We start from the raw sequence: 23862 nt of genomic DNA, 5'->3' as shown, positions 1-23862 counted from the left end.
GCCAATCGACTGCCGGCTTCAGCTTCTGGAGCGTCTCGGTGACAGGCGGCCACCCTGGGTGGCGGCCAAGGCTAACGCCGATTGCCGGCCAGCGGCAGGATGGCCAGGAACGACAGTGCGCAGATCGCCATGGAGGCCAGCAGGAGCAGGCCAAAGTCCAGGGTGTCGCCCAGCAGCCAGGCGGCGAGGGACGGGCCCACGGCCAGGCCGCCACAAATGGCCAGGTTGGCCAGCACTACCAGCTTGCCGCCCTGGCGGTCGTAGTCGCTGATCGCCGAGAGCAGGAAGGGCAGGGCGAAGGTCCAGGCGAACTTGAAGGCGCAGGCCGCCAACAGGTAGCGCCAGGTGGAGATTTCGCCGAGCAGGCCGAACAAGCCTGCGGTCATGGCCAGGTAACCCAGGGCCAGCAGCCAGGCACGCCGGCCCCGGACACCGATCCAGCTGGCCATGGCCGCGCCCGCCACGCCCATCAATGAAGCGCTCGCCAGGGCGCTGGCACTGTCGCCGGTGCTGATGCCACGCAGGCGTGCCAGTTCGCCAGCGAAGGTCCAGATGCCGCTGAGGCTCAAGTAGAAAAGAAAGATCGCCAGCATGCCCAGGCAGATCTTGAGGAGCATTGCCTGGGCCTGGCGTGGCGGCAGTGGGCGGTTATCGTCGTGGCTCCCGGCGGGCAGGGAAAGCACCAGTGGCAGGATCAAGGCGGTGAACAGCGCGATCAGCAGGAAGAAGCTGGAGACGCCCCAGTGCTCGAACAGCCATGGCATGAGCTGCAGGCACAGCGCCGCCAGCACCAGCTGGCCGGTGACCCACAGGCCGAACGCGCGGGTGGCGTTGGGCAAGGTTCCGGCGGTGCCCAGGCACACCAGCACCAGCGCGGCTTCGCTGAAGGCCGTGAGAAAACGCAGGGCGGCCAGGAGACCGAAGCCGGGGCTCGGCTCGCTCATCAGCCAGGCGCTGAACAGGTTGCCCAACAGGAACAGGCTGCCGGCCAGGCCGGCGATCCAGCGCCAGTCGTAGCGACGCATCCACAGGTAGGTCGGCAGGGTGGAGATGGCCATGGCGCCCAGCTCCAGGCTGAACAGCCAGCCGACCTGGCGGTTATCCATGCCCAGTTCGACGATGTAGCGGCTGACCAGGGCCGGTGCCGTCAGCAGCACCAGTGGCCCGATGGCGGAGAACAGGATCACCGCCAGCAGGCGCAGGCGGTCGCGGCTTTGCGCCATCTCGACGGCTGGAGCGGATGGCACGCTCATGAGTAGCGCTCCGGCTGTTCCAGCAGCGGTGAATGCAGGCTGGCCTTGAGCTGGGCGATCCACTGCCGCTGGTGTTCGGCCAGCTCCTGGCCCGGCAGGGCGCGCATGGCGCTCAGGTGGGGATCGGCGATGCCGCTTTGCAGGCCGCTGAGGGTCTCGATCACCGCCAGGCCGAAGTACGGCACCGAGTTGGCCTCGTAGCCGCCTTCGTGGCACAGCACCAGGCGCCCGTCGCACAGGCGCTCGGCGGCGAGCATCAGCCGGGTGGTCAGTTTGCGGTAGGCCTCGCTGTGCAGCAGCATGCGCCCCAGCGGGTCGTGGGCCCCGGCATCGAACCCGCAGGGCACCAGGATCAGTTGCGGGCGGTGGGCGGCCAGGGCCGGCAGCACTATTTCGTCGAAGGCATGCAAGTAGGCGCCTTCCCCTGAGCCCGGGGGGAGCGGGATATTGAGATTGAAACCCAGGCCGGCGCCTGCCCCTTGTTCCTCGACCTTGCCCGAATCCTGCGGATAGTTGCCGTCCTGGTGCAGGGAGAGGGTCAGTACCCGTGGATCGTCCCAGAAAATGCTCTGGGTGCCATTGCCATGGTGCACGTCCCAATCCACCACCGCGATCCGTTCCAGGCCATGCACCGCCAGGGCTTCATGGGCGGCGAGCGCGGCATTGGCCAGCAGGCAGAAGCCGCGTCCACGGTCGGCTTCGGCATGGTGTCCAGGTGGGCGAACCAATGCGTAGGCATTGCGCACATTACCGCGCAGCACCTGCTTGACGGCGTCGATCACCCCGCCGGCGGCGAGCCTGGCGATCTCGAAGCTGCCGCTGCCGAACGGAGTATTGTCGCCGGCGTCGCCACCTTGCCGGTCGCTGAGGCCTTGCAGGTATTGCAGGTAGTCGGCGCCATGCACGCGAAGCAATTGTTCGTCGGTGGCGGGCCTGGGCTTGATCGGCAGCAGTTGCTCGGTGATGCCGCTGATATCCAGCAGGTTCTTCAGCCGTCGCTTGCTTTCCGGGTTCTCGAAGTGCAGGCCGGGCTGGATCTGCAGGCCGGGGGCGAACAGGCCGGCATGGTTGCCGGTGGAATGCCACATGTAGAGCTCGTGCCAGACAAGTGCCGTTTGCATGGAGTCATTGCCTCTCTGGCGCACGGGAGTACGCCGGTTCTCGGGATGCTGTCGGGGAGGGTGCGAGCCGAGGTTAGAAAGGCCGGGGAAATCGATAAATACACCCGTGGAGGTAGAGGCGGCAGGCGATCATTGGCCTGGCCCCAGGGCAAGTGTTTCCTTCGGAAACAGCCTTGGCCGGGGCGAGCGTCACGCCAGGGCAGGCGGGCGCGAGGCTTGCTTGAGAAACAGGTCGCATAGCTGCATCTGCGAGGACACCGCAAGGCGCGCGTAGATATTGCGCCGATGCACCTTGACCGTGCCGGGGCTGATGCCCAGGTGCCGGGCGATGAGCTTGCCGGGGTTGCCTTGCAGCATCAGGCGCACGACTTGCCGCTCCCGTGGGGTCAGCAGTTGCTCGGCAAAGGTCTCCAGAGCCTGCTCCAGGGGGCTGGTGGCGCTTGGCGCTGCGCGATGCTGGTCGCTGTAGCTGCGCAGTAGGTGCTGGAGGATCGGGTAGATGTTGTGCAGTGCTTGCAGCTCCTGGGTGCTGGCCAGGCAGCGCGAACGCCTGCCGATGGACATGACCAGGGTGGTCTGGGCATCGACGGGCACCAGAACGCCGATTTCATCGGCCAGGTCCAGCTCCTGGTAGTAATGCCGGTAGTAGTCGGTGTCGCGCAGCTGGCAGGTGCGCTGGTTGATGCGCAGGATGCCGCTGGTGCGGCCGTCGATGATGGAGCAGGACACCGGGTCCAGGCGGTAGATGTCGTCCAGGTAACGCGCGATGTAGCGTTCGTGCTGCTGGGCGGGATAGTCCTCGTAGAGGATCTGCGGACGGCAGCCAGCGCGATAGGACTTGATGACCACGTTGTCATGGGCCAGCAAGGACTGCAGGGAGTACGACAGCAAGTCCGGGAACCCCGGGTGGGCGCTGTTCTCCAGCAACCTGGCGAGCATCTGGTGCCAGTCGGCCATTTCCCACTTCGCCAGCGCCTTGGTCAGTTGCATGGGTATCCCCCGTTCGCGTGTTCTGGGTTGCTGTCGGTATTGGCAGCAAATGCAGTGCCATCTCGTGCTTGGCCAGGATTCGCGTAGTGCCCTGTTTCCCAAGGCCCGCCGCTGCTTGCCCAGCGCTCGATCGGACGAGTGGTGTTCGGATATTTCGTACGATTCTTGTCAGAAAATTCCGAGAGGAGTACAAATGTACTCCATGACGACTTTATCTCCCCGGCGCAGTGCCATCCTGACCTTTATCCGCGAACGCATCGCCGATCGCGGCCAGCCGCCGAGCCTTGCCGAGATCGCCGAGGCCTTCGGTTTCGCCTCGCGCAGCGTGGCACGCAAGCATGTACTGGCCTTGACCGAGGCCGGTTTCATCGAGGTCAACCCGCATCAGGCGCGGGGTATCCGCCTGCTCAACCAGGCACCACGCCCCGAGCTGCTGGAGATCCCGGTGCTGGGCCGGGTCGCCGCCGGTGCGCCGATCGGCGTCGATGCCGAGATCCATGGCCAGTTGCTGCTGGATCCGGGGTTGTTCTCACGCACGCCCGACTATCTGTTGCGGGTCCAGGGCGACTCGATGATCGACGACGGCATTTTCGACGGCGACCTGGTGGCGGTACGCCGCAGCGCTGAGGCGCGCAATGGCCAGACGGTGATCGCCCGGCTCGATGGCGAGGTGACCATCAAGCGCTTCGAGCGCAAGGGGCAGAGCATCCGCCTGCTGCCACGCAACCCGGCCTACCAGCCGATTGAGGTCACGGCCGATCACGAGCTGTTCATCGAAGGCGTGTTCTGTGGCCTGGTGAGGCAGGGCTGATGGGCGCTGTGGTCGCACTGGACTCGCTGTTCAATGCCGGGCGAGTCTGGAAGGGCCGCCCGGCGGCCGTGCCCGCCAGTGTGCATGCCACCGGCCACGCTGCCCTGGATGCGGTGTTGCCCAGTGGCGGCTGGCCGGAAGCGGCGCTGACGGAAATCCTCGTCGCCGCCCAGGGCCTGGGCGAGTTGCAATTGCTCTGGCCCAGCCTGGCGCGGCTGGCGGCGGCGGGGGAGCGCATCGTCCTGGTGGCGCCGCCGTTCGTGCCTTTTCCCCTGGCCTGGCAGAACGCCGGGGTGGATCTGCGCCAGTTGTCGATCATCCAGGCCGCAGAGCGCGACGCCTTGTGGGCCGCCGAACAGTGCCTGCGCTCGGGCAGTTGTGGCGCGGTGTTGTGCTGGCCGCAACAGGCCGACGACCGGGCCCTGCGGCGCTTGCAGGTGGCGGCCGAAAGCGGCCAGACCCTGGCCTTCGCCTACCGTCCCCTGGAGGCCGCGCACAATCCGTCGCCAGCGGCCCTGCGCCTGACCTTGCAGGGCCATCCTGCGCAGTTGCGGATTCTCAAGTGCCGGGGTGGCCTGGCCCATCCACAACCGATTGCCCTGCAGGCCGGGCACTGAGGTCGACATGCGCTGGGTGTGCATCCTGTTCCCGCAATTGGCGCTGGACGCGGTACTGCGCCAGCGCGCCGAGCCCCAGGCGCCGTTGGCGCTGCTCAGCGGCAGCCCGCAACGTCGAGTGATCCAGGCGGTGAACGACGCCGCCCGCGAGCTGGGGTTGCGCCCCGGGCAATCGCTGACGGCCGCCCAGGCCCTGGCCCAGGATTTCGCCTGTGCCGAGTACGATCCCCAGCAGATCGATCACTGGCAGCAGTTCCTTGCCGCCTGGGCCTATGGTTTCAGCTCCCAGGTCAGCGTGGCCTATCCGCGCACCCTGGTGCTGGAAATCGAATCGAGCCTGGGCCTGTTCGGGCCCTGGCCACAGTTGCAGGCCCGGCTGCGCCAGGAACTGCAGGCCCTGGGCTTTCGCCACCGTATCGTCGCTGCGCCTAACCCGGCGGCGGCCCGGGTCCTGGCCAACGCCTACGATGGCCTGGCGGTGGCCGACCAGCAGGCCTTGCACCAGGCCCTGGGGCCGATACCCGTCGAGCGCCTGGGACTGGCATCGGAGCAGGCCACGGCCTTGTCGCGCATGGGCGTGCGCAGCTTCGCGCAACTCTATGGCCTGCCGCGCCAGGGCCTGGCCCGGCGTTTCGATGGCGGCTTGCTCAGGCAGCTCGATACCCTGCTTGGCGAGCGTGCGCTGGGGCTGGCCTTCTACCAGCCGCCGGATCGTTTCGACCTGCGCATCGAGCTGAACTTCGATGTGCAGTCCCACCAGGCGCTGCTGTTTCCCCTACGTCGCCTGACCGCCGACCTGGCGGCCTTTCTCTGTGGTCGCGACAGCGGCGTGCAGCGCTTCGTCCTGCACCTGGAGCACGCCGAAGGCGCCGACACCCTGGTCCCGGTGGGGTTGCTGGGTGCCGAGCGCGACCCGGCGCTGCTCTTCGAGCTGGCCCGTGGACGCCTGGAGCAGATCCAGGTACCCGCGCCGGTGCGCAACCTGCGCCTGGTGGCCGAGGACCTGCCACTATTCGTGCCTCGGCATACGGAGCTGTTCGAGGAGCGGCCACAGCAGAACCTGCCCTGGGAGCAATTGCGCGAACGGCTGCGGGCACGCCTGGGAGACGATGCGGTACAGGGCCTGGGCTATCGCGCCGACCACCGCCCGGAACTCAGTTGGCTGCCCCAGGCCGACCCACGGCCGTGCCCGGCCAACCCGGGCTTGCGTCGCCCAGGCTGGTTGCTCACCGAGCCCCAGCCACTGGACGAGGGTTCGGTGCAGATCGTCATGGGCCCGGAACGCATCGAGTCCGGTTGGTGGGACGGTGCCGATGTGCGCCGTGACTATTACCGAGTCCAGACTCGCACCGGCCAGCAGGGCTGGGCTTATCGCCAGGTGGGCGAACCCGGGCCGCTGCTGCTGCAAGGCTGGTTCGCATGAGCGGCTACGCCGAGCTGCATTGCCTGTCCAATTTCAGCTTCCAGCGTGGCGCCTCCAGTGCCCGGGAGTTGTTCGAGCGCGGCCGGGCCCTGGGCTACCAGGCCCTGGCGATCACCGACGAATGCACCCTGGCCGGTATCGTGCGGGCCTGGCAGGCCGCCCGCGAAACTGGCTTGAAGCTGATCGTCGGCAGTGAAATGCAGGTCGAGGAGGGCCCGCGCCTGGTGCTGCTGGTGCAAGAGCTGGCTGGTTACCAGGCCCTGTGCCGGCTGATCACCCAGGCCCGGCGCCGGGCCGAGAAGGGGTGTTATCGCTTGTTGCGGGAGGATTTCGCCGAGCCCTTGCCCGGGTTGCTGGCGCTGTGGCTGGGCGATGAGAAGGACGACCCCGATGCGACGTCCTGGTTGCGCCAGGTGTTCCCCGAGCGGCTGTGGCTGGCGGTGGAACTGCATTGCGGCCAGGACGATGCCCGGCGGTTGCAGCAACGCTTGGCCCTGGCCCGGCAACTGCGCCTGCCAGCGGTGGCCTGTGGCGATGTGCACATGCATGTACGTGGGCGCCGGGCCCTGCAGGACACCATGACCGCGATCCGCCACCACCTGCCGGTGGCCGAGGCCGGGCAGCGCCTGTTCGCCAATGGCGAGCGCCACCTGCGGCCGCTGCCGGTGCTGCAAGGCCTGTACCCCCAGGCGCTGCTCGATGAGTCGCTGGTGATTGCCGAGCGCTGCCGCTTCGACCTAGGCCAGTTGCGCTACCAGTACCCTCGGGAGCTGGTGCCCGAGGGCCACGACGCCGGTTCCTGGCTGCGGGTCCTGGTCCGCGAGGGGATTGCCCGGCGCTGGCCCGCCGGGGCCCGGCCCGAGGTGCTGGCGCAGATCGAGAACGAGTTGCAGGTGATCGGCGAGCTGGGCTACGAGAGCTACTTCCTCACGGTGCATGACATCGTCGCGTTCGCCCGCGAGCGGCACATTCTCTGCCAGGGCCGGGGCTCGGCGGCCAACTCGGTGGTGTGTTTCGTCCTGGGCATCACCGCGATCGACCCGGATCGCTCGGTGATGCTGTTCGAGCGGTTCCTGTCCAAGGAGCGCAACGAGCCGCCGGACATCGACGTCGATTTCGAACACGAGCGCCGCGAAGAGGTGTTGCAGTACGTGTTCCGGCGCTATGGCCGGCATCGTGCGGCGTTGACGGCGGTGGTCAGTACCTATCACGGCGCCGGGGCGGTGCGCGACGTGGCCAAGGCCCTGGGCCTGCCGCCGGACCAGATCAATGCCCTGGCCGCCTGCTGTGGCCGCTGGAGCGATAGCGCGCCTGATCTCGAGCGCCTGCGCGAAGCCGGTTTCGACCCCGAGAGTCCGTTGCTGCGCCGGGTCCTGAGCCTGACCGGGCAGTTGATCGGCTTCCCCCGGCACTTGTCCCAGCACCCCGGTGGCTTCGTGATTTCCGAGCAGCCCCTGGACAGCCTGGTGCCGGTGGAGAACGCCAGCATGGCCGAGCGCACGGTGATCCAGTGGGACAAGGACGACCTGGACATGGTCGGCCTGCTCAAGGTGGACATCCTCGCGCTGGGCATGCTCAGCGCCATCCGCCGTTGTTTCGACCTGATCCATGGCTACCGTGGCCAGCGCTATACCCTCACCAGCATTCCCAGCGAAGACCCGGCGACCTACGCGATGATCGGCCGGGCCGATACCATCGGCGTGTTCCAGATCGAGTCGCGGGCGCAGATGTCGATGCTGCCCCGGCTCAAGCCGAAGAAGTTCTACGACCTGGTGATCGAGGTGGCCATCGTCCGCCCCGGGCCGATCCAGGGCGGTATGGTCCACCCTTACCTGCGCAGGCGCGATAAAAAGGAACCGGTGACCTATCCCTCGCCAGCACTGCAAGAGGTGCTGGTGCGTACCCTGGGGGTGCCGCTGTTCCAGGAGCAGGTGATGCAGATCGCGGTGGTGGCGGCCGACTACACCCCGGGCGAGGCCGACCAATTGCGTCGTTCCATGGCGGCCTGGAAGCGCCATGGCGGCCTGGAGCCCCATCGCCAGCGCTTGCTCAAGGGCATGACGGGCAAGGGCTACAGCGAGGAGTTCGCGGCGCAGATCTTCGAGCAGATCAAGGGCTTTGGCAGCTATGGTTTTCCCGAGTCCCATGCCGCCAGTTTCGCCCTGCTGACCTATGCCAGTTGCTGGCTCAAATGCCATGAGCCGGCGGCCTTCGCCTGCGCCCTGATCAACAGCTGGCCCATGGGTTTCTACAGCCCGGACCAGATCCTCCAGGACGCTCGCCGCCATGGCCTGGAAGTCCGCCCGGTGGACGTTCGAAGCAGCGACTGGGATTGCAGCCTGGAGCCGATCGCAGGCCCGTCCGGGCCCGCCCTGCAGATTGCGGGTGCAGGGCCGTCGGACGCTGTCGCTTGCGCGGCCTCCGACCAGCCGGCCCTGCGCCTGGGGTTGCGGATGATCAAGGGTTTTCGCCAGGAGGACGCCTTGCGTATCGAGCAGGCTCGGGGCCAGCGGGCCTTTGTCGACGTCGCCGACCTGGGGGAGCGGGCCCGGCTCGATCTGCGCGCCCTGGAGCTCCTGGCCGATGCCGGGGCCCTGCGAGGCCTGGCCAGGGACCGCTTCCAGGCACGCTGGGAGGTGGCGGGAGTGGAGCGGCAGCTGGGCTTGTTCGCTGACCTGCCCGCCCGAGAAGAGGCGCCGGTGAGCTTGCCCCGACCCAGCGTCGGCGAGAACCTGTATGCCGATTACCTCAGCCTGGGCACCACCCTGGGCCCGCATCCCCTGGCCTTGCTCCGGCCCCAGCTCGCGGCCCGGCGCTGTCGCAGTTCCCGCGATTTGCAGGGGCTGGAGCATGGACGCTCGGTGAGCGTGGCCGGGATGGTCACCGGGCGCCAGCGTCCGGGCACCGCCAGCGGAGTGACCTTTGTCACCCTGGAGGACGAGTTCGGCAATCTCAATGTCGTGGTCTGGCGCGATCTGGCCGAGCGCCAGCGCCGGGTCCTGGTGGGCGCGCAACTACTGCGGGTCGACGGCACCCTGGAGGTCGAGGGCGAAGTACGCCATCTGGTGGCCGGGCGCCTGAGCGACCTGACCCCGCTGCTGGCCGGGATCAAGGTGCCCAGCCGGGATTTTCACTGAACGACCAAGAGCGCCGACCTCACCGCCTGGCCAAGAACCAGGTCCCGCCGATCGCGGTTCTGTTCACTTCGGGACATACCCACGACATGGCTTCGCGCAATCACCTGCTCAGCCCGGACACGAAGCCCTATGGCCCTGGGGAACTGAGCACGGTGCTGCGTTCATTGCCGGGTTCCTGATGGCGCCAATGTGAAGCAGCGCATAAAAACGACAGGCTCCGACGACAAATGGGCTCCGGCCTTCTACTCTGTACCAAGTTGAATGAATTTGTACTGTTTTACCGATGCCCAAGGACAGGGACACCCAGTGCCTGGTCCCCATAACGATAGGTTTGTCTTGCGCGGTTTTTCCTTCGAACCCCTTTGGATTCCTTGCCTGTGATTTCCACTCTTGAACTGCGCAGAATCGTCGAGACCAGTTTCTTGCCCTTGCATTGCCAGTGCACCGTAGGCCATGACGGCGCCATGACCGTGCGTATCTGCGATCCGTCCAGTGGCCGGGTCGATCTGTTCGTGACCGGGATCGCCACCCGCGACTTGACCAGCGCTCGGGCTATCGGCGAGCTGATTGCCGAGCTGCGCTACGATCTTCGGCACACCGGCCTTACGGAGGAGCAGGGCGGTCGACGCTCGAGGGAGCGCTGAAGACTGGCCGAGGCGTTAACGGGCCTGCCCCGGGACCTGGGGATTGTGTGATGATCGGCGCTCGGCGCCCCTCACATCTTGCGGTTTCCCAGACAAGGCAGGTCCATGACGTCTACGCGTAATCTTCCCCCTGAGCCCCAGGCCAGCCAGCTGCCTGAGCACAGTTCAGGTTTTGTCCGGGTACGGGGTGCCCGCGAGCACAACTTGCGTAATGTCGACGTGGACATTCCCCGGGATGCGTTGGTGGTATTTAGCGGGGTGTCCGGTTCGGGCAAGTCATCCCTAGCGTTCTCGACCTTGTATGCCGAGGCCCAGCGCCGTTACTTCGAGTCGGTTGCGCCTTACGCCCGGCGCCTGATCGACCAGGTCGGGGTGCCGGATGTGGACCGTATCGATGGCCTGCCACCCGCGGTGGCCCTGCAACAGCAGCGCGGCAGCCCCAGCACCCGCTCCTCGGTAGGCAGCGTGACCACCCTGTCCAGCCTGGTGCGCATGTTGTACTCCCGGGCCGGCAGCTATCCGCCCGGGCAGTCGATGCTGTATGCCGAGGACTTCTCGCCCAACACTCCCCAGGGCGCCTGCCCGCAGTGCCATGGCCTGGGCCGGGTGTACGAGGTCGATGAAGCGAGCATGGTCCCCGACCCTTCGCTGACTATTCGCCAGCGCGCGGTGGCCTCCTGGCCCCTGGCCTGGCAGGGGCAGAACCTGCGGGACATCCTGGTGACCCTGGGTTATGACGTGGATATCCCCTGGCGCGAGCTGCCCAGGGAGCAGCGCGACTGGATCCTCTTCACCGAGGATACGCCCACGGTGCCGGTGTACGCCGGGTTGACTCCCGAGCAGACTCGCCAGGCCCTGGCACGCCAGCAGGAGCCCAGCTACATGGGTACGTTCAGTGGGGCCCGACGCTACGTGCTGCATACCTTCGCCCACACCCAGAGCGCGCTGATGAAAAAGCGCGTGGGGCAGTTCATGCGTGGCAGTCCATGCCCGTTGTGCGAAGGCAAGCGGCTCAAGCGCGAGGCGCTGGCGGTGACGTTCGCCGGGATGGATATCGGTGAACTGGCACGCATGCCGCTGCTGCAACTGGCCGAGGTGCTCAAGCCCGTGGCGGCTGACGCCGGGGCGCCACGGGGTGTGATGCCGTTGTCGCCGGAGAAGCGCCTGGCGGCGCAACGTATCGCCCAGGACCTGCTGGAGCGGGTCGGTTCCCTGATCGACCTGGGGCTGGGCTACCTGGCCCTGGAGCGCAGTACCCCAACCCTGTCCCCTGGCGAGTTGCAGCGCCTGCGCCTGGCGACTCAACTGGGGTCGCAACTGTTCGGTGTGATCTATGTGCTGGACGAGCCTTCGGCGGGGCTGCACCCGGCGGATGCCGAAGCCTTGTTCGAGGCCTTGCAGCGGCTCAAGGCCGCAGGCAATTCATTGTTCGTGGTGGAGCATGACCTGCAGATCATGCGCCGGGCCGACTGGCTGGTGGAGGTCGGCCCGGCCGCCGGCGAGCGTGGTGGCCAGGTCCTGTACAGCGGGCCACCGGCGGGGCTTGCGGTCATCGAGGTCTCGCAGACTCGCCGTTACCTGTTCGCCGAACAGCCTGCGCCTCGGCGTCCGGTACGCGAGCCCCAGGGCTGGCTGCGCCTGGAGGGCATCACTCGCAACAACCTGCAGGCACTGGATGTCGAGTTCCCCCTGGGGTGCTTCATCGCCGTGACCGGGATCTCCGGTTCCGGCAAGTCGAGCCTGGTGAGCCAGGCCCTGCTGGAGTTGGTGGGTGCCCACTTGGGCCGGGAGCCGGACGGCGAAGAGGCACCGGAGCTGGATTTGCAGGACGATGCACCCATCGGCAGCGCGGGGCGGATTGCCTCGGGCATGGAGCGGATCAAGCGCCTGGTGCAAGTGGACCAGAAACCCATCGGCCGCACGCCACGCTCGAACCTGGCGACCTACACCGGTTTGTTCGACCAGGTGCGCAAGCTGTTCGCAGCCACTCCTGAGGCCAGGGCCCGGGGCTATGATGCCGGCCAGTTCTCCTTCAACGTCGCCAAGGGCCGTTGCCCGGCCTGCGAGGGCGAAGGGTTCGTCAGTGTCGAATTGCTTTTCATGCCCAGTGTCTTTGCGCCGTGCCCGACCTGTCAGGGCGCGCGTTATCACCCGCAGACCCTGGAAGTGACCTGGCAGGGCCTGAACATCGCCCAGGTATTGCAACTGAACGTCGAGCAAGCCTTGCCGGTATTCGCCGAGCAACCGGGGATCCGTCGCGCTCTGCAAGTGCTGCACGACATCGGCCTGGACTACCTGCGCCTGGGGCAGCCGGCTACCGAGCTGTCCGGCGGCGAGGCGCAGCGCATCAAGCTGGCGACCGAACTGCAACGCAATGCCCGCGGTGCCACCCTCTATGTGCTGGACGAGCCCACCACCGGCTTGCACCCCCGGGATGTGGACCGCCTGCTGGAGCAACTGGACAAGCTGGTGACGGCAGGGCATAGCCTGGTGGTGGTCGAGCATGAGATGCGCGTGGTGGCCCAGGCCGACTGGGTCATCGATATCGGTCCGGGGGCGGGGGAGCAGGGAGGGCGCCTGGTGGCCAGTGGTACGCCGGAGCAGGTGGCCAGGCACCGCGGCAGCCGTACCGCGCCATTCCTGGCCGCTGCGCTGGGGCAGAATTGATCCAGGACAGCCAGTGGCGACGAACGGTTACCGCTGGTCTGATTGGCGGTCGACAGACCGAGGGAGCCAAGGCCATGCTGACAACTGGCAGGGGCGCGATGACGCCCGTGCTACCGATCAACCACGGAGGTGTTCCATGCCGGTGACCCACGACCTTTACCAGGACCTGAGCTGCAGTAAAGAAGACATTCAGCAGCGTCGGGCCCAGGACCCCCACTTGAACGCGCTGTTCGATAAATACACCAGCATCGATGACCAGGTGCTCGAGGCCGAAGCCGCCGCTGCCGCAGATGACGTAGTTAGGAAACTCAAGGAAAGACGCCTGCTGATCAAGGACGAGATCTCCGACAAACTCACCGCCCGCTCCTGACCTCCTGCCCATCGCGCCTGTGGCCCGGGCCACAGGCGCGCGTAGTTGCTTGCCTTCCACGATATGGCCGGCTGCTGCAGCCGCTGCCAAGCCTGTGCCAAGATCCACAGGCTCTCCAACGAATCCGAAAGCGTCGCCTCCCCGCGATAGCGGTTACACGAAGCTCAGCGCTCGGCCGTCAGGGCCTGTTGCAGTGGCAAACGCGCCATGTGCCGGGCGGTCAGGGAGCCCAGGTACAACGCATCGCCATATTCACGCACCGTGGTGATCGGCGAGTAGTTGCCGCTCGTGCCGTCCTGCAGGTTGGCAATGACCCGGCCCTCGGTGTCCAGGCCCACGACGAAGCCGCGCTTCTCCACCGGCTTGGGCAGCACTTGCATGGCCCGCACCAGCATCTTGCGCACATAAGGGTACGGGGCTGTGCCGTCCAGTAGCGGATTGCGCGGTGCATACAGGGCTACCCAGAAACGGTCGCGGCCATTGAAACTGAGGTTGTCCGGCAAACCCGGCAGGTTATCGATGAACAGGTCGTGCTGGCCTGCCTTGTCGCCCTTGAGCCAGTAACGGCTGATGCGATAGGCACCGGTCTCGTTGACCAGGACAAAGCTTTCCTGCGGCCCCAGGGCGATGCCGTTGGCGAATTCCAGGCCGTCCAGCAGGACCTCGGTCCGGCCGTTCTGGAAGTCGTAGCGCAGCAGGCGGCCATCGCCGCCGTGCTCGATCACCGCTTCACCGTCGCGACCGTAGCCCCAGCGACTGCTGGCATCGCTGAAATAGGCATAGCGCCCGGCGGCATCCACCGCGACATCATCGGTGAAGCCGAATTTCAGGCCATTGGCCTCGCTGCTCAGGGTCTGTAGCTGGCCCTGGTTGTCCAGGGCCAGCAGGCCCTTGATGGCGTCGGCGATGATCAGCCTGCCGTCGGGATGGCGAGCCAGGCCCAGGGGCCGACCACCGGTGTTGACCAGCACCTTGAGGCTGTTGCCGTCCAGGCTGGTCTGGACCACCCGGCCATCGTGCAGGCCGGTGATCAACTGGTCGTTTTCCAGCAGTAGCGCCTCGGGCCCGGCGATATCCCGGGCACCGACTGCCTGCACGGCCTTGAGCTTCTGGTTCTCGGCGAACGGGCCCTGGCTCAGGGAGGGGGCCGGCGCCGGATTCCAGGCCACCGGCTGGACCTTGGTCGGTGCCAGCAACAGGAAGGCCAGGATGGCGATGACCAACAGCAGGATGATCCGGGCGGGGCCGAAACGGCGAGGGGCGATCTGATTCATGCAGTGACTCCTGTCTGTGTGCGGTTCAGGACGGATGGCCTGCCGTGACGGTGGGCTCCAGGGCGATGGCTTGCTGAGCCATGTTGCACAATGCCTGCATCGAGGCGGCAGATTCCCGTTCTATCCGTCGTTTGAATAACAGCCGATTACCCAAGCGCATCAGCAGGTTGTCGAAACGGTACTCCAGGGTGCGCACGAAACGGGTCTGCTCGGCCGCCAGGGGCTGGCATTCGTAGGTGACCTGCAACCATAGACCATGATCGCCCCGGGCAGTGGCCCGCCAACGCTGTCCAGGCAGGTACTCCTCGACGCGCCAGCTCAGGTGGCCATGGCGTCCTCCGGCATGGATGTCTTCCTCGAAGCCCTGGCCGCCTGCCAAGGGGCCCTCGGCGCCCTCGACCTTGAGCGACGAGGGATGCCACTGCGGCCAGCGCCGTGGGCTGGCGGCATAGGCCAGGGTCAGGGTGCTGCTGCGGGGGATGTCGACCTGGTGCTGCATGCGCGTCATGGAGGTCGCTGCACTGGAGGAGGATTCCGGGACGTCTTGCGCTTGCCAGTACAGGGTGCCGAACAGCCAGTCCATCAGCGGCAGGACGATGTTGAAGTTGCGCTCCTGCATCAGCTCGCGACGATGATGCAGTTCGTGCAGCTGACGCATCTGGCGGATCCAGGGCAGGCGTGCCAGGGGGTGGCTGGCCGGCAGGTGCTCGCAGGCGTGGAAGACTTCGTAGGCCAGGTAGCCGATCAGCGTGCAACTGGCGAACAGCGCCGCGACATTGGCGTTCCACAGGCTCAACAGTGCCCACAGGGGTAGGGCGAACAACAGGCTGTGGAGCACGATCAGCCAGGCCGGGAACAGGATGACCCGCCAGTCCCGGAAACCTTCGTAGGCCATCAGGCCCGGTGTGAAGAAGCTGTGGTGATCGCCGGTATGCCGGGCGTAGAACATCCGGGCAAAACCCTGTTTGTGATGCCCCAGCCAACGGTGCACCACATAGATGCACAGGTTGAAGAACAGCAGCGCCAATGGCACTGCCAACCATTCCAGAGGCTGTACCCGATCCAGGGTGCTGCACAGCAGGGCGATGCACAACACGCCATAGGCCAGGACAAAGCCGCCGTGCAGCCAGGGGTTGTAGCCTGGGCTGACCGCGGCCCGGTATTGCTGGCGAAAGTGCTGGGTGGTTTCTCGCACGGCGTTGCTCCCGTTGTTGTTTTTATTGACTGCAGCCTAGCGCCGGACAAATTATCCAGCCAATGGATAGTTGGAATGAGCATTATTCATGAAGCTGAATGTGCAGCGCCTGGACCTCAACCTGCTGCGGGTATTCGATGCCCTGATGCAGGAACAGAACCTGTCCCGGGCCGCGGTGCGGCTGAACCTCAGCCAGCCGGCGGTGAGCAATGCCCTGGCGCGTTTGCGCCGGCACCTGGATGAGCCGCTGTTCATCCGCACTGCCCGGGGCATGCAGCCCACTTCCCGGGCCCAGAGCCTGCACATCGCCGTGCGCCAGGCCCTGCACCTGCTGCAACAAGGCCTGGACCCGTCCGCCGCGTTCGATCCGGCCGCGGCCGATCAACTGTTCACCCTGTCGATGAACGATTACGCCCAGGCCCGCTTGCTGCCGGCACTGTCCCAACGCTTGCAGCAAGTGGCGCCCCGCATCCGCCTGGCGGTACGCAGCGATAGTGCCGACTCGTTGGCCGCCTGGTTGAGCGCGGGCATGCTGGATCTGGCCGTGGACTACCTGTATTTCGACAATCCGGACCTGTGCTACCAACCCTTGCTGGAGGAACAACTGGTGGTGATCGGTCGCGCCGACCACCCGGCCTTTACCCCGGAGCTGGACCTGGCGGCCTACCAGGGCTGCCAGCATGTAGCGATTCCCGATCGGGGCGGGCGAGGCTCGCCCCTGGAGATCGTCCTGGGATCAGCCAGGGTCCAGCGCCAGGTGCAACTGTTCGTACCCAATTACCTGAGCATTCCGCTGATCGTGGCGCAGTCCGATCTCCTGGGGACGGTGCCGCGGCACCTGGCCGAGCACTTCGGCGCCTTGCTGCCGATCCGCATGGCCAGCCTGCCGTTGCTGGCCGCGCCGGTACAGGTCAGCCTGATCTGGCATCGCCAGCAACAACAGGCGTTGGGGTTGCAGTGGTTGCGAGGCGAGATCGGCATGCTTTGCGGTGTGACGGCGAGCTAGACCCTTGACCTTCGTACTGGTGGGAGGCGTGGCCCGGGCTGTTCAAGGGTGTAGGGACAAGGGCGAGCAAACCAAGAAATTTCTCACTTTTATTCAAGAATTGTCTTGAGTGCCCCCGGGATTGCGTTGGCTAGCATGAGTTTTTTCCTGGAGTTGCAGGTCATGTCGCTAGTGAGCGTGCTGTTGTTGTGTTCGAACGCTTTGCGGGTCCAGCGATTTTCGGGACTGTTCTCCAGCACCGGGGTTGCCCGGGTCCAGACGATCACCTGGGACAGCGACTGGAGCCGTCTCCCCCCAGCCGGACCAGCCCCGGACCTGGTGATTTGCGACTCGCTGCCCTCTGCCGTGGCCATCCCCTATCTGCGCCGGCTGTTCGAGCACTACGGCTTTTTTTCCATGATCGAGTGCGAGGCACTGGAGGCCCCGGTTCGCTGGGGGCTGGCCAATTTCCGTGGGTATTCGGGCAAGCATTACCTGGGCAGCTACAAGGACCTGGAGATCGCGCAACTCCATGAACTGCTGCGTAAGGCGGTGCTCGTCAAGCACAAGGTCGCGAGCCGCAGGCGTGACCGGGTGCCAGTGGACAAGGAGCCCTTGACGCAATCGGATGTGCTACAGGCTTTGCAGTTGCATCAGATCGTTCCCTACTTCCAACCGCAGGTGTGCCTGAAGAGCCGACGTATCACCGGGGTCGAGACCCTGGCTCGCTGGTCGCACCCCGAGCACGGTGTCCTGGGACCGAAGTCATTCCTGGCGCTGCTCGATGACCCCGAGCACCATCGCCAGCTGTTCGATTGCCTGCTGCTCCAGGGCCTGAAACTGCAACGGCAGTTGTCGACGCGGATGCCCGGCAATGACCTGGTGTTTTCCTACAACATCGAAGCCTGCCAGTTGTGCGATCCCGATTTCGCCAGGCAAGTGCTGCTGCAGGTTGGCGCGGCCGGGGTCCCTGCATGGCAGGTCGCCCTGGAGGTTACCGAGCGTGAAGCACTGGTCCTGGACCTGCCAGGCATCGAGAACATCAGCCAACTGGTGAAGGGCGGAGTACGGCTGTCCCTCGATGACTTCGGCACGGGGCATTCCTCGATCATGCGTCTTGCCCAGATCCCCTTTGCCCAGGTCAAGCTCGATGCCGGGTTCATTGGCAATGCCCTGGGAACCAAGGAAACAAGAATCATCGAAGCCGTGGTTGCGTTGGCCCGAGCCCTGGACGTAGAGCTGGTGGCCGAAGGGTTGGAGAGCGACAGGCAACTGACGCATCTGCGGCGCCTTGGGGTTGATGTCGCCCAGGGCTATCTGTTCTACAAGCCGATGGATGGCGCGACCCTGTTCCAGCTCCTGCAGGAGCAGGGGAGAGCACGGCAGGCTCCGGGAGCCTGAGCGAGGCGTCTCAAGGTGCCTTCAACATCACATAGGCTTCACCGCCACGGCGATCGTGCATGAGCAGGAAGACCTGTCCGCCGATGGTGAGCCGGGCAGGCAGGCTTTGCTCTACCGGGGTACTGGAGAACTTGCCGGCGACACCGAGAAATTGCTGGGTCAGCGAGTTGTCGTTCTGGGTCGGCGTGGTCACCGCGCATTCCTTGTTGGCTCGTACCTGGACCCCCAGCGTCTGGTCCTGGTTCATGCCCATCATGGCAAAGCCGGCATCGCTCAATCCACCGATGCCATGCTCACGGGCAGCGGTCTGGGCCCCGGCGAAGGAGGGGGCGGATTTCAGGCAGATATCGCGAAAGGCCAGGATCCCGGCGGAGGTGACCGTAGGCTCCGGATCGAGCTGGCGGGTGATGCTGCTACAAGCGCCAAGCTGTGCCAGGGCGGCGAACAGCGTGGCAAACAGGGCGGTGCGGGGCAGGGGGTTCATGGTCGGTCCTCGGGCGCGGCAGGGCTGTCTAGCAGGTTAGGCAGCGCAGGCTGGTAGATCAATGTTTGCGGCGTGACCCTCCCTGGTAATAACGCCTTGGCTACCCGCGCTGGCGCAGTATTTGCATGTTTCCCCGATCCGTTCAGCGACAGGGATCGATAGCCATGCAATTACGCGCGTTGCGTTACTTTCATGAGGTGGCCCGGTGCGCCTCCTTGCGCCAGGCGGCGGAGCGCCTGTACGTGACTCCCACGGCCGTGAGCCGGCAGATCGAACAGCTGGAACACTTCTTTGGCAGCGCCCTGATCGAGCGCGGCCCCCGGGGGATTCGCCTGACGGTGGAGGGCGAGTGCCTGGCCGAGCAAGTGGCCTCGACCTTGCGCGGCTTCGACCAGGTCCGCGATGTGATTGCCAGTCGGCAAAGCCAGGTCGCCGGTAACGTCAGTATCCATGTGTCGGAAAGTATCGTTTCCAGTGTGCTGGCTCCGGTGCTGGCGGCGTTCTATCGCAATCACCCCAAGGTGACCTTCAATATCGTGATCGCCAGTGCCGGTGCCACCCTGGATGCCCTGTGCAGTGGCGAGGCCGACCTGGGCCTGGCCTTTTACCTGCAGGAACGTGCCGAGGTGGAGGTGACCGCCCAGTGCCAGTTGTGGCACCGGGTGCTGGTCAGCGCCGAGCACCCGTTCGCCCAGCGCCCAAGCATTCGCCTGGAGGATCTTGAAGACCAGCCCCTGGCGATTCCCGGCTCGGCCTATGGCGTGCGCCAGGCACTGGAAGGGGCGGCGAAGAAGCGTGGGGTGAACATCCTGCCGGTTTTCACCACCAGCTCCCTGGAAGTGCAAAAAAGCCTGGCGCGCCAGCGTGCAGCGGTGCTGATCCTGCCCCAGGTGGACGCCGAGGCTCGCGACCTGGGGGATGGCCTGGTGGCTGTGCCGATCGACGATGAGCACCTGGAGCGCATCCGTGTCGATCTGTGCGTGTATCGCAATCGCCCGTTGTCGGTGGCCACTCTCCAGTGCCAGGCGATGCTCACCCGGGCCATGCAGCATCACGCCCTGGCCGACTGACCGGGCAACCTGCTGCCGCGCTCGGGCGCTGCCTTGCGGGGCGGTCGCGGTTCTAGAACAGGTTGAACGGAAAGTTGCCCACCAGGCGCAGCTCGTCGTAGCTGCCGTCGATCTGCCCACCGCTGGCGCGATGGTTGTAGACGATGGTTCGCAGTACCGCGTCCTTGAACCTGCCGGACTGCACCACATAGGCCAGCGTCAGGCCGTTTTCGTCATGCTGGGCGCCGTCCAGGCCACGCACGTTGTAGCCTCGGTTGCGAGCGTTGCGGTCGCCACGGTAGTGCGTGCCGTCGATGTTCCAGCCCTTGGCATGCCACAGGCTGGCGCTCAGGCCCGGTACGCCGAAGGCTGCCAGGTCCAGGTCGTAGCGCAGTTGCCAGGATTTCTCGTTGGGGCCGTTGTAGTCCGAGTACAACGAGTTGGCCATGTAGTTGCCAGTGGACTCCCACACATAGTCGAAGTACTCGTCGCCGAACACCTGCTGCCAGGCCAGGGTCAGGCCGTGGGCCTGGTGGCTGGCGGTCAGTGCGAGGCTGAAGGCGTCGTTGGCGATGTAGCCCAGGCGCTGCTGGCCCTGGTCCCGGGTGTGGTAGTAGTTGAATGCGGTCTTCAATGCCAGATGGCTCTTATCGCCAGCGCGCTGGGTCAGCCCCAGGTAGTACTGGTCCCACATATTTTCGAAGCGCGAGGCATAGAGACTGCCTTCCAGGCCCAGCCCTGGCTTGAGTGTTGCCCCCAGGTAGCTGATGCGCTCGCCACTGTAGGCTCGATTGCCGAACGTGGTGGTCAAGCGCTCGCTGCCGGTGCCGGTCCGTGGGATTGCCCGGTCGAAGCTGCCGGCTTGCAGCGCCAGCCAGCCGGTTTCATTGCTGTACAGGCCCACGCCCTGGAAACTCGAAGGCAGGGCACGGTTGTCCTTGTAGCGCAGCACCGGGTTGTCGGTCATCAGGCGTCCGGCCTTGAGTTCGGTATTGGACAGGCGCAGGCGTACATCGCCGATACCCAGGCGGCTCCAGGTCGGCAAAGCATCACCGGCACTGTCCACCAGCACCCGATCACCGCCATTGGCTACCCGGCCGTGGCCGCGTTCCAGGTTGACCGCGCTGAACAGCCCGGCGTCGACACCGAAGCCGACCAGGCCCTGGGTGTAGCCCGAGCTGTACTTGAGCATGCCGGTCTGGACCCAGGTCTGTCGGGTACGGGTGCGCTCGATACCCTCGGCTTTCTTGATCCCAAGGTAGGTATCACGCCGGGTGTGCTGGTTGGAGTAGTAGTGACGCAGGTTCAGATCCAGGTGGCTGCCCTCGAGGAATCCCGGGGCTTGGGCCTGTGGGTTGTCCTGGGCCCAGGAGGGCGCGCTGGCGAACAGGGCCAGGCTGCAGAGTGCGAAGGGTTTCATGTGGCTTCCCTGAAAACGAAGGCGATGTCGGGCCGTCCGTGACCGCCAGGGCGGCACGGTAGCGAAAAGATCGTCGAGTGCAAAGCGGTCGGTTAGCGGGCTCGTGCCAGCCCTGCTTCCGGGTTGTCGCGCCCTGGAGTTTCGGGGCGGGTTTCCTTGGCGAACCAGGCCGCGGCCAGGCAGACCAGGTTGGCCAGCAACAGGTAGCCCACGGGGGACATGGGGTTGCCGGTGGTGCCGATCAGCCAGGTGATGATGATCTGCGCCGTGCCGCCGAAAGCCGCCACGCCGAAGGCGTAGACAATGGAGAAACCCGTGGAGCGCACGGCCTTGGGGAAACTCTCCACCAAGAGCACGATCAGCGCCGCGCCACTCATGCCATGCAGGCCCGAAAGCACGGCCAGGGCGGTGAGAAAGGTGATGGGGCTGGGGTGTTCGGTCATCAGCTGCAGGGCCGGGAACAGCACCAGTAACAGCACTACCCTGGGGGCCATGAGGATGGTGCGCCGGCCGTAGCGGTCGCAGAGCATGCCACCGGCGATGGCGCACACCGCCATCGCCGCTCCGGCCACCAGGGTGGAGAGCATCGAGATGCTGGTGGGCAGCTTCAGCTCGGTGAGGGCGAAGGTGGTCATGTAGTTGATGAAGTACTGGGTGATGGTGCTCCCGGAGAGAATCAGCAAGCCCAGTACCAGTGCCCGGCGATGGGCACCGAAGACCTGGCGCACCAGGCTGCCGGTACTGGCCTGTTCGCCCTGGCCATGGAAGGTCTCCGCCAGGTTGCGTCGGATATAGATGCCGATCGGCAGCACCAGCAGGCCGAACACGAAGGGTACGCGCCAGCCCCAGCGGTTGAGGTCTTCGGCGGACAGCAGCTGGGTCAGGATATAGCCCACGGTGCCGGCGGCCATGGCGGCGACACCCTGGGCCACCACTTGCCAGCAGGCATAGGTGCCACGCTTGTGTGCCGGTGCGGCTTCGAGAATGTAGGTGGTGGCCGGGCCGGCCTCGCCACCCCAGGCCAGGCCCTGGATCAACCGAGTGAGCACCAGCAGGATCGGCGCGGCGATCCCGATACTCTCGTAGCCCGGCAGGATGGCGATGCTGCCGGTGCCTATGGCCATCATCACCAGGGTCAGCAGCATGGCGGGCTTGCGCCCGACGCGGTCGGCATAGGCACCGATCAGCACCGCCCCCAGGGGACGCACGATAAAACCGACGCCAAAGGCCGTGACCGACAGCAGCAGGCTGACGAAGGCGCTGTCGGAGGGAAAGAAGGTATGCCCGATCATCACCGCGAAGGTGGCGTAGACCCCGAAGTCGAAGAATTCCACGGCATTGCCGAGGATCACCGCGAACACGCTGCGCTTGCCTCCCGGTGCATTCGGCGCTGGCGCATCATGGGGTAGGGAATGGGTGTGGTGGTGACTGTGCATACTGGCCCCTCGAATTTTTATTCATAGGTTGCCCAGGCTCCGGGCGGCAAGGCCCGGGGCTTGGGGTGAAGGTGGCAGTTACGGCTTGGCTGGTCAGTGCGACGGCGGGCTTGGCCAACGGTGGATCGCTCCACGCCAGCTCTCGTAGGTCTTGGCCACTTGCAGCAGCCATTGGTCGGCAAAGCGCGGGGCGATCATCTGCAAGCCGATGGGCAAGCCATCGGCACTCAAGCCACAGTTGATCGACAGCGCCGGTTGTTCGCCCATGTTCCAGGGCAGGGTGAAGACGATGTGTTCGAATGGCCGTTGCGGATCGTTGCTTGGCGATGGCCAGTGGGCGGGGAAGCTGTTGACCTGGTTGGTGGGCGACAGCACCAGGTCGAACTCGCTGAATACCTGTGCTGCGCGACGGCGCATCTCGAACGTCTGGTTGAAGCCTTGTACGGCCTCGACCCCGGACAGGTCGGCTCCAGGGGCGGCCCACTCACGGATGTAGGGCAGCACCTTGGCGAACTGCTCGCTGCCCAGGGCCGAGAGTTCGGCCCACTGCCGGGCGCGCCAGAAGCGGTCCAGGCCATCCAGCAATGGCCGGTCCATGATCGGCGCCAGGGCTTGTACCCGGGCACCGTGGCTTTCGAACAGGCGTGCGGCACGTTCCACGGCCTCGCAGACAAAACCCTCGGGTTGCAGGCCGGCACCGGGTTGCAGCATCAGCCCGATCTTCAGGCCATTGACCGAGAGCGGTTGCTCGCTCCAGTCGCTGGTCAGCGGCGGCAGGCTGGTGGCATCGCGGGCATCGGGCCGTGCCAGGTGGCGCATCAGCAGGATCGTATCCTCGACGCTACGAGTCATCGGTCCGGCACAGCGCCCGGTGTAGTAAGGGTCGATGGGAATTCGCCCGAGGGTCGGCTTGAAGCCCACCAGGCCGCACCAGGCCGCTGGCAGGCGTATCGAGCCGCCGATGTCGGTGCCGATGTGCAGTGGGCCATAACCGGCCGCTGCGGCAGCGCCGGCTCCGGAACTGGAGCCACCGGTATTGCGCTCCAGGTTCCAGGGGTTGCGGGTGAGGCCGTGGAAGCTCGACAACCCTGAGGACAACATGCCGAAATCCGGCACCGTGGTCTTGGCCAGGATGATCGCCCCGGCCTCGCGCATGCGTGCCGCTGGCGGTGCATCCTGGGTTGCCGGCGTGAGGGCGGTGGCAGCGCAGCCCAGGGGAATCGGTGTGCCGCGGGTGGCGATCAGTTCCTTGATTGTCACCGGTATCCCGTCCAGCGGGCCGCAGGGGGTGCCCTTGTTCCAACGCTCGGTGGCAGCCCTGGCCTGCTGGCGCACCTGCTCCGGGTCGAAGGCGTAGAGCGCACGGATATGGGGCTCCCAGGCGTCGATATGGGCCAGCAGATGGTCGTAGTAGTCCAGGGGAGACAACGTGCGGTTGGCGAACAACGCCAGCAGTTGGGCGGCTTGGAGCTCGTGCAGATCAGTCATCGAACGCATCCTTGTGTCGGGCGTCAGGTGGGTTGCCGATGAACCGACTGTAGTCGCTCCTCCCGGCTCCAACCATCACAAAGGACGCAGCGTGGCG

Annotated in this window: 19 protein-coding genes; 10 read left to right on the top strand and 9 right to left on the bottom strand. The window is 65.8% G+C overall.

Going from position 1 to position 23862, the window contains the following annotated elements:
• Window positions 1-71 precede the first annotated feature (71 nt).
• The 3 genes from C4K39_RS28000 to C4K39_RS27990 form a co-directional block, all read right to left on the bottom strand.
• Window positions 72-1253 (bottom strand): MFS transporter, encoded by a 1182-nt coding sequence (locus C4K39_RS28000; protein WP_124347990.1) that lies wholly within the window; start codon window positions 1251-1253, stop codon window positions 72-74.
• Window positions 1250-2374, bottom strand: coding sequence for a class II histone deacetylase (locus C4K39_RS27995; protein WP_217884153.1), 1125 nt, complete (start codon window positions 2372-2374; stop codon window positions 1250-1252). Before C4K39_RS27995 ends, C4K39_RS28000 begins: the two co-directional genes overlap by 4 nt.
• 189 nt (window positions 2375-2563) lie before the next feature.
• Window positions 2564-3364, bottom strand: coding sequence for a LuxR family transcriptional regulator (locus tag C4K39_RS27990; protein ID WP_124347989.1), 801 nt, complete (start codon window positions 3362-3364; stop codon window positions 2564-2566).
• Between the two features lie 193 nt (window positions 3365-3557).
• On the opposite strand from C4K39_RS27990, the gene lexA reads away from it, so the two are divergent.
• The 7 genes from lexA (at window position 3558) to C4K39_RS27955 (ending at window position 13033) form a co-directional block, all read left to right on the top strand.
• Window positions 3558-4175: a transcriptional repressor LexA gene (gene lexA / locus C4K39_RS27985; RefSeq protein WP_124347988.1), complete on the top strand. Its 618-nt coding sequence runs from the start codon at window positions 3558-3560 to the stop codon at window positions 4173-4175.
• Window positions 4175-4792: a translesion DNA synthesis-associated protein ImuA gene (gene imuA / locus C4K39_RS27980; protein WP_022639437.1), complete on the top strand. Its 618-nt coding sequence runs from the start codon at window positions 4175-4177 to the stop codon at window positions 4790-4792. Before lexA ends, imuA begins: the two co-directional genes overlap by 1 nt.
• 7 nt (window positions 4793-4799) lie before the next feature.
• Window positions 4800-6215, top strand: coding sequence for a Y-family DNA polymerase (locus C4K39_RS27975; protein WP_124347987.1), 1416 nt, complete (start codon window positions 4800-4802; stop codon window positions 6213-6215).
• The gene (locus tag C4K39_RS27970) at window positions 6212-9352 is read left to right on the top strand and encodes an error-prone DNA polymerase (RefSeq protein ID WP_124347986.1); all 3141 of its coding nucleotides are present in this window, start codon (window positions 6212-6214) and stop codon (window positions 9350-9352) included. Before C4K39_RS27975 ends, C4K39_RS27970 begins: the two co-directional genes overlap by 4 nt.
• Before the next feature lie 377 nt (window positions 9353-9729).
• Window positions 9730-9996 (top strand): DUF1652 domain-containing protein, encoded by a 267-nt coding sequence (locus C4K39_RS27965; protein ID WP_068581125.1) that lies wholly within the window; start codon window positions 9730-9732, stop codon window positions 9994-9996.
• Window positions 9997-10101: 105 nt separating this feature from the next.
• A complete protein-coding gene (locus tag C4K39_RS27960) occupies window positions 10102-12663 on the top strand; it encodes an excinuclease ABC subunit UvrA (RefSeq protein WP_124347985.1) in 2562 nt (853 codons plus the stop codon).
• A gap of 136 nt (window positions 12664-12799) precedes the next feature.
• Window positions 12800-13033 (top strand): DUF465 domain-containing protein, encoded by a 234-nt coding sequence (locus C4K39_RS27955; protein WP_068581180.1) that lies wholly within the window; start codon window positions 12800-12802, stop codon window positions 13031-13033.
• Between the two features lie 164 nt (window positions 13034-13197).
• Here the strand turns inward: C4K39_RS27955 and C4K39_RS27950 are convergent, their stop codons facing one another.
• Together C4K39_RS27950 and C4K39_RS27945 are read right to left on the bottom strand one after the other, a co-directional pair.
• A complete protein-coding gene (locus C4K39_RS27950; RefSeq protein WP_124347984.1) occupies window positions 13198-14307 on the bottom strand; it encodes an SMP-30/gluconolactonase/LRE family protein in 1110 nt (369 codons plus the stop codon).
• A gap of 25 nt (window positions 14308-14332) precedes the next feature.
• A complete protein-coding gene (locus C4K39_RS27945; protein ID WP_124347983.1) occupies window positions 14333-15502 on the bottom strand; it encodes an SRPBCC family protein in 1170 nt (389 codons plus the stop codon).
• 88 nt (window positions 15503-15590) lie between these two features.
• Here C4K39_RS27945 and bsrA point away from each other — a divergent pair, with 88 nt between their 5' ends.
• A complete protein-coding gene (bsrA, locus tag C4K39_RS27940; protein ID WP_068581188.1) occupies window positions 15591-16508 on the top strand; it encodes a LysR family transcriptional regulator BsrA in 918 nt (305 codons plus the stop codon).
• A 135-nt stretch (window positions 16509-16643) separates the two neighbouring features.
• Complete coding sequence (locus tag C4K39_RS27935) at window positions 16644-17888, top strand: EAL domain-containing protein (protein WP_225926511.1); 1245 nt, start codon at window positions 16644-16646, stop codon at window positions 17886-17888.
• 10 nt (window positions 17889-17898) lie between these two features.
• On the opposite strand, the gene C4K39_RS27930 is transcribed toward C4K39_RS27935, so the two are convergent.
• The gene (locus C4K39_RS27930; RefSeq protein WP_068581191.1) at window positions 17899-18372 is read right to left on the bottom strand and encodes a hypothetical protein; all 474 of its coding nucleotides are present in this window, start codon (window positions 18370-18372) and stop codon (window positions 17899-17901) included.
• A gap of 164 nt (window positions 18373-18536) precedes the next feature.
• On the opposite strand from C4K39_RS27930, the gene C4K39_RS27925 reads away from it, so the two are divergent.
• Complete coding sequence (locus C4K39_RS27925) at window positions 18537-19442, top strand: LysR family transcriptional regulator (RefSeq protein WP_124347982.1); 906 nt, start codon at window positions 18537-18539, stop codon at window positions 19440-19442.
• A gap of 52 nt (window positions 19443-19494) precedes the next feature.
• Here the strand turns inward: C4K39_RS27925 and C4K39_RS27920 are convergent, their stop codons facing one another.
• The 3 genes from C4K39_RS27920 to C4K39_RS27910 all read right to left on the bottom strand — a co-directional run bounded on the left by C4K39_RS27920 (window position 19495) and on the right by C4K39_RS27910 (window position 23765).
• Window positions 19495-20841, bottom strand: a complete 1347-nt coding sequence (locus C4K39_RS27920) for an OprD family outer membrane porin (RefSeq protein ID WP_068581196.1) — start codon at window positions 20839-20841, stop codon at window positions 19495-19497.
• Between the two features lie 92 nt (window positions 20842-20933).
• Entirely contained in the window at window positions 20934-22277 is a 1344-nt protein-coding gene (locus C4K39_RS27915; protein WP_225926512.1) for a citrate-proton symporter, read from the bottom strand.
• 93 nt (window positions 22278-22370) lie between these two features.
• Window positions 22371-23765, bottom strand: coding sequence for an amidase (locus C4K39_RS27910; protein ID WP_124347981.1), 1395 nt, complete (start codon window positions 23763-23765; stop codon window positions 22371-22373).
• Window positions 23766-23862 lie beyond the last annotated feature (97 nt).

This window comes from Pseudomonas sessilinigenes (genome assembly GCF_003850565.1).
Taxonomy (GTDB): Bacteria; Pseudomonadota; Gammaproteobacteria; order Pseudomonadales; family Pseudomonadaceae; genus Aquipseudomonas; species Aquipseudomonas sessilinigenes.
The sequence above is the reverse complement of the archived record's forward strand: the minus strand, read 5'-3'. Positions and strand labels throughout refer to the sequence as shown.

Bases quoted from the DNA above. Each gene is read 5' to 3' on its own strand.
- C4K39_RS28000 (WP_124347990.1), bottom strand. From the start codon at position 1,253: ATGAGCGTGCCATCCGCTCCAGCCGTCGAGATGGCGCAAAGCCGCGAC.
- C4K39_RS27995 (WP_217884153.1), bottom strand. From the start codon at position 2,374: ATGCAAACGGCACTTGTCTGGCACGAGCTCTACATGTGGCATTCCACC.
- C4K39_RS27990 (WP_124347989.1), bottom strand. From the start codon at position 3,364: ATGCAACTGACCAAGGCGCTGGCGAAGTGGGAAATGGCCGACTGGCAC.
- lexA (WP_124347988.1), top strand. From the start codon at position 3,558: ATGTACTCCATGACGACTTTATCTCCCCGGCGCAGTGCCATCCTGACC.
- imuA (WP_022639437.1), top strand. From the start codon at position 4,175: ATGGGCGCTGTGGTCGCACTGGACTCGCTGTTCAATGCCGGGCGAGTC.
- C4K39_RS27975 (WP_124347987.1), top strand. From the start codon at position 4,800: ATGCGCTGGGTGTGCATCCTGTTCCCGCAATTGGCGCTGGACGCGGTA.
- C4K39_RS27970 (WP_124347986.1), top strand. From the start codon at position 6,212: ATGAGCGGCTACGCCGAGCTGCATTGCCTGTCCAATTTCAGCTTCCAG.
- C4K39_RS27960 (WP_124347985.1), top strand. From the start codon at position 10,102: ATGACGTCTACGCGTAATCTTCCCCCTGAGCCCCAGGCCAGCCAGCTG.
- C4K39_RS27955 (WP_068581180.1), top strand. From the start codon at position 12,800: ATGCCGGTGACCCACGACCTTTACCAGGACCTGAGCTGCAGTAAAGAA.
- C4K39_RS27950 (WP_124347984.1), bottom strand. From the start codon at position 14,307: ATGAATCAGATCGCCCCTCGCCGTTTCGGCCCCGCCCGGATCATCCTG.
- bsrA (WP_068581188.1), top strand. From the start codon at position 15,591: ATGAAGCTGAATGTGCAGCGCCTGGACCTCAACCTGCTGCGGGTATTC.
- C4K39_RS27935 (WP_225926511.1), top strand. From the start codon at position 16,644: ATGAGTTTTTTCCTGGAGTTGCAGGTCATGTCGCTAGTGAGCGTGCTG.
- C4K39_RS27930 (WP_068581191.1), bottom strand. From the start codon at position 18,372: ATGAACCCCCTGCCCCGCACCGCCCTGTTTGCCACGCTGTTCGCCGCC.
- C4K39_RS27925 (WP_124347982.1), top strand. From the start codon at position 18,537: ATGCAATTACGCGCGTTGCGTTACTTTCATGAGGTGGCCCGGTGCGCC.
- C4K39_RS27920 (WP_068581196.1), bottom strand. From the start codon at position 20,841: ATGAAACCCTTCGCACTCTGCAGCCTGGCCCTGTTCGCCAGCGCGCCC.
- C4K39_RS27915 (WP_225926512.1), bottom strand. From the start codon at position 22,277: ATGCACAGTCACCACCACACCCATTCCCTACCCCATGATGCGCCAGCG.
- C4K39_RS27910 (WP_124347981.1), bottom strand. From the start codon at position 23,765: ATGACTGATCTGCACGAGCTCCAAGCCGCCCAACTGCTGGCGTTGTTC.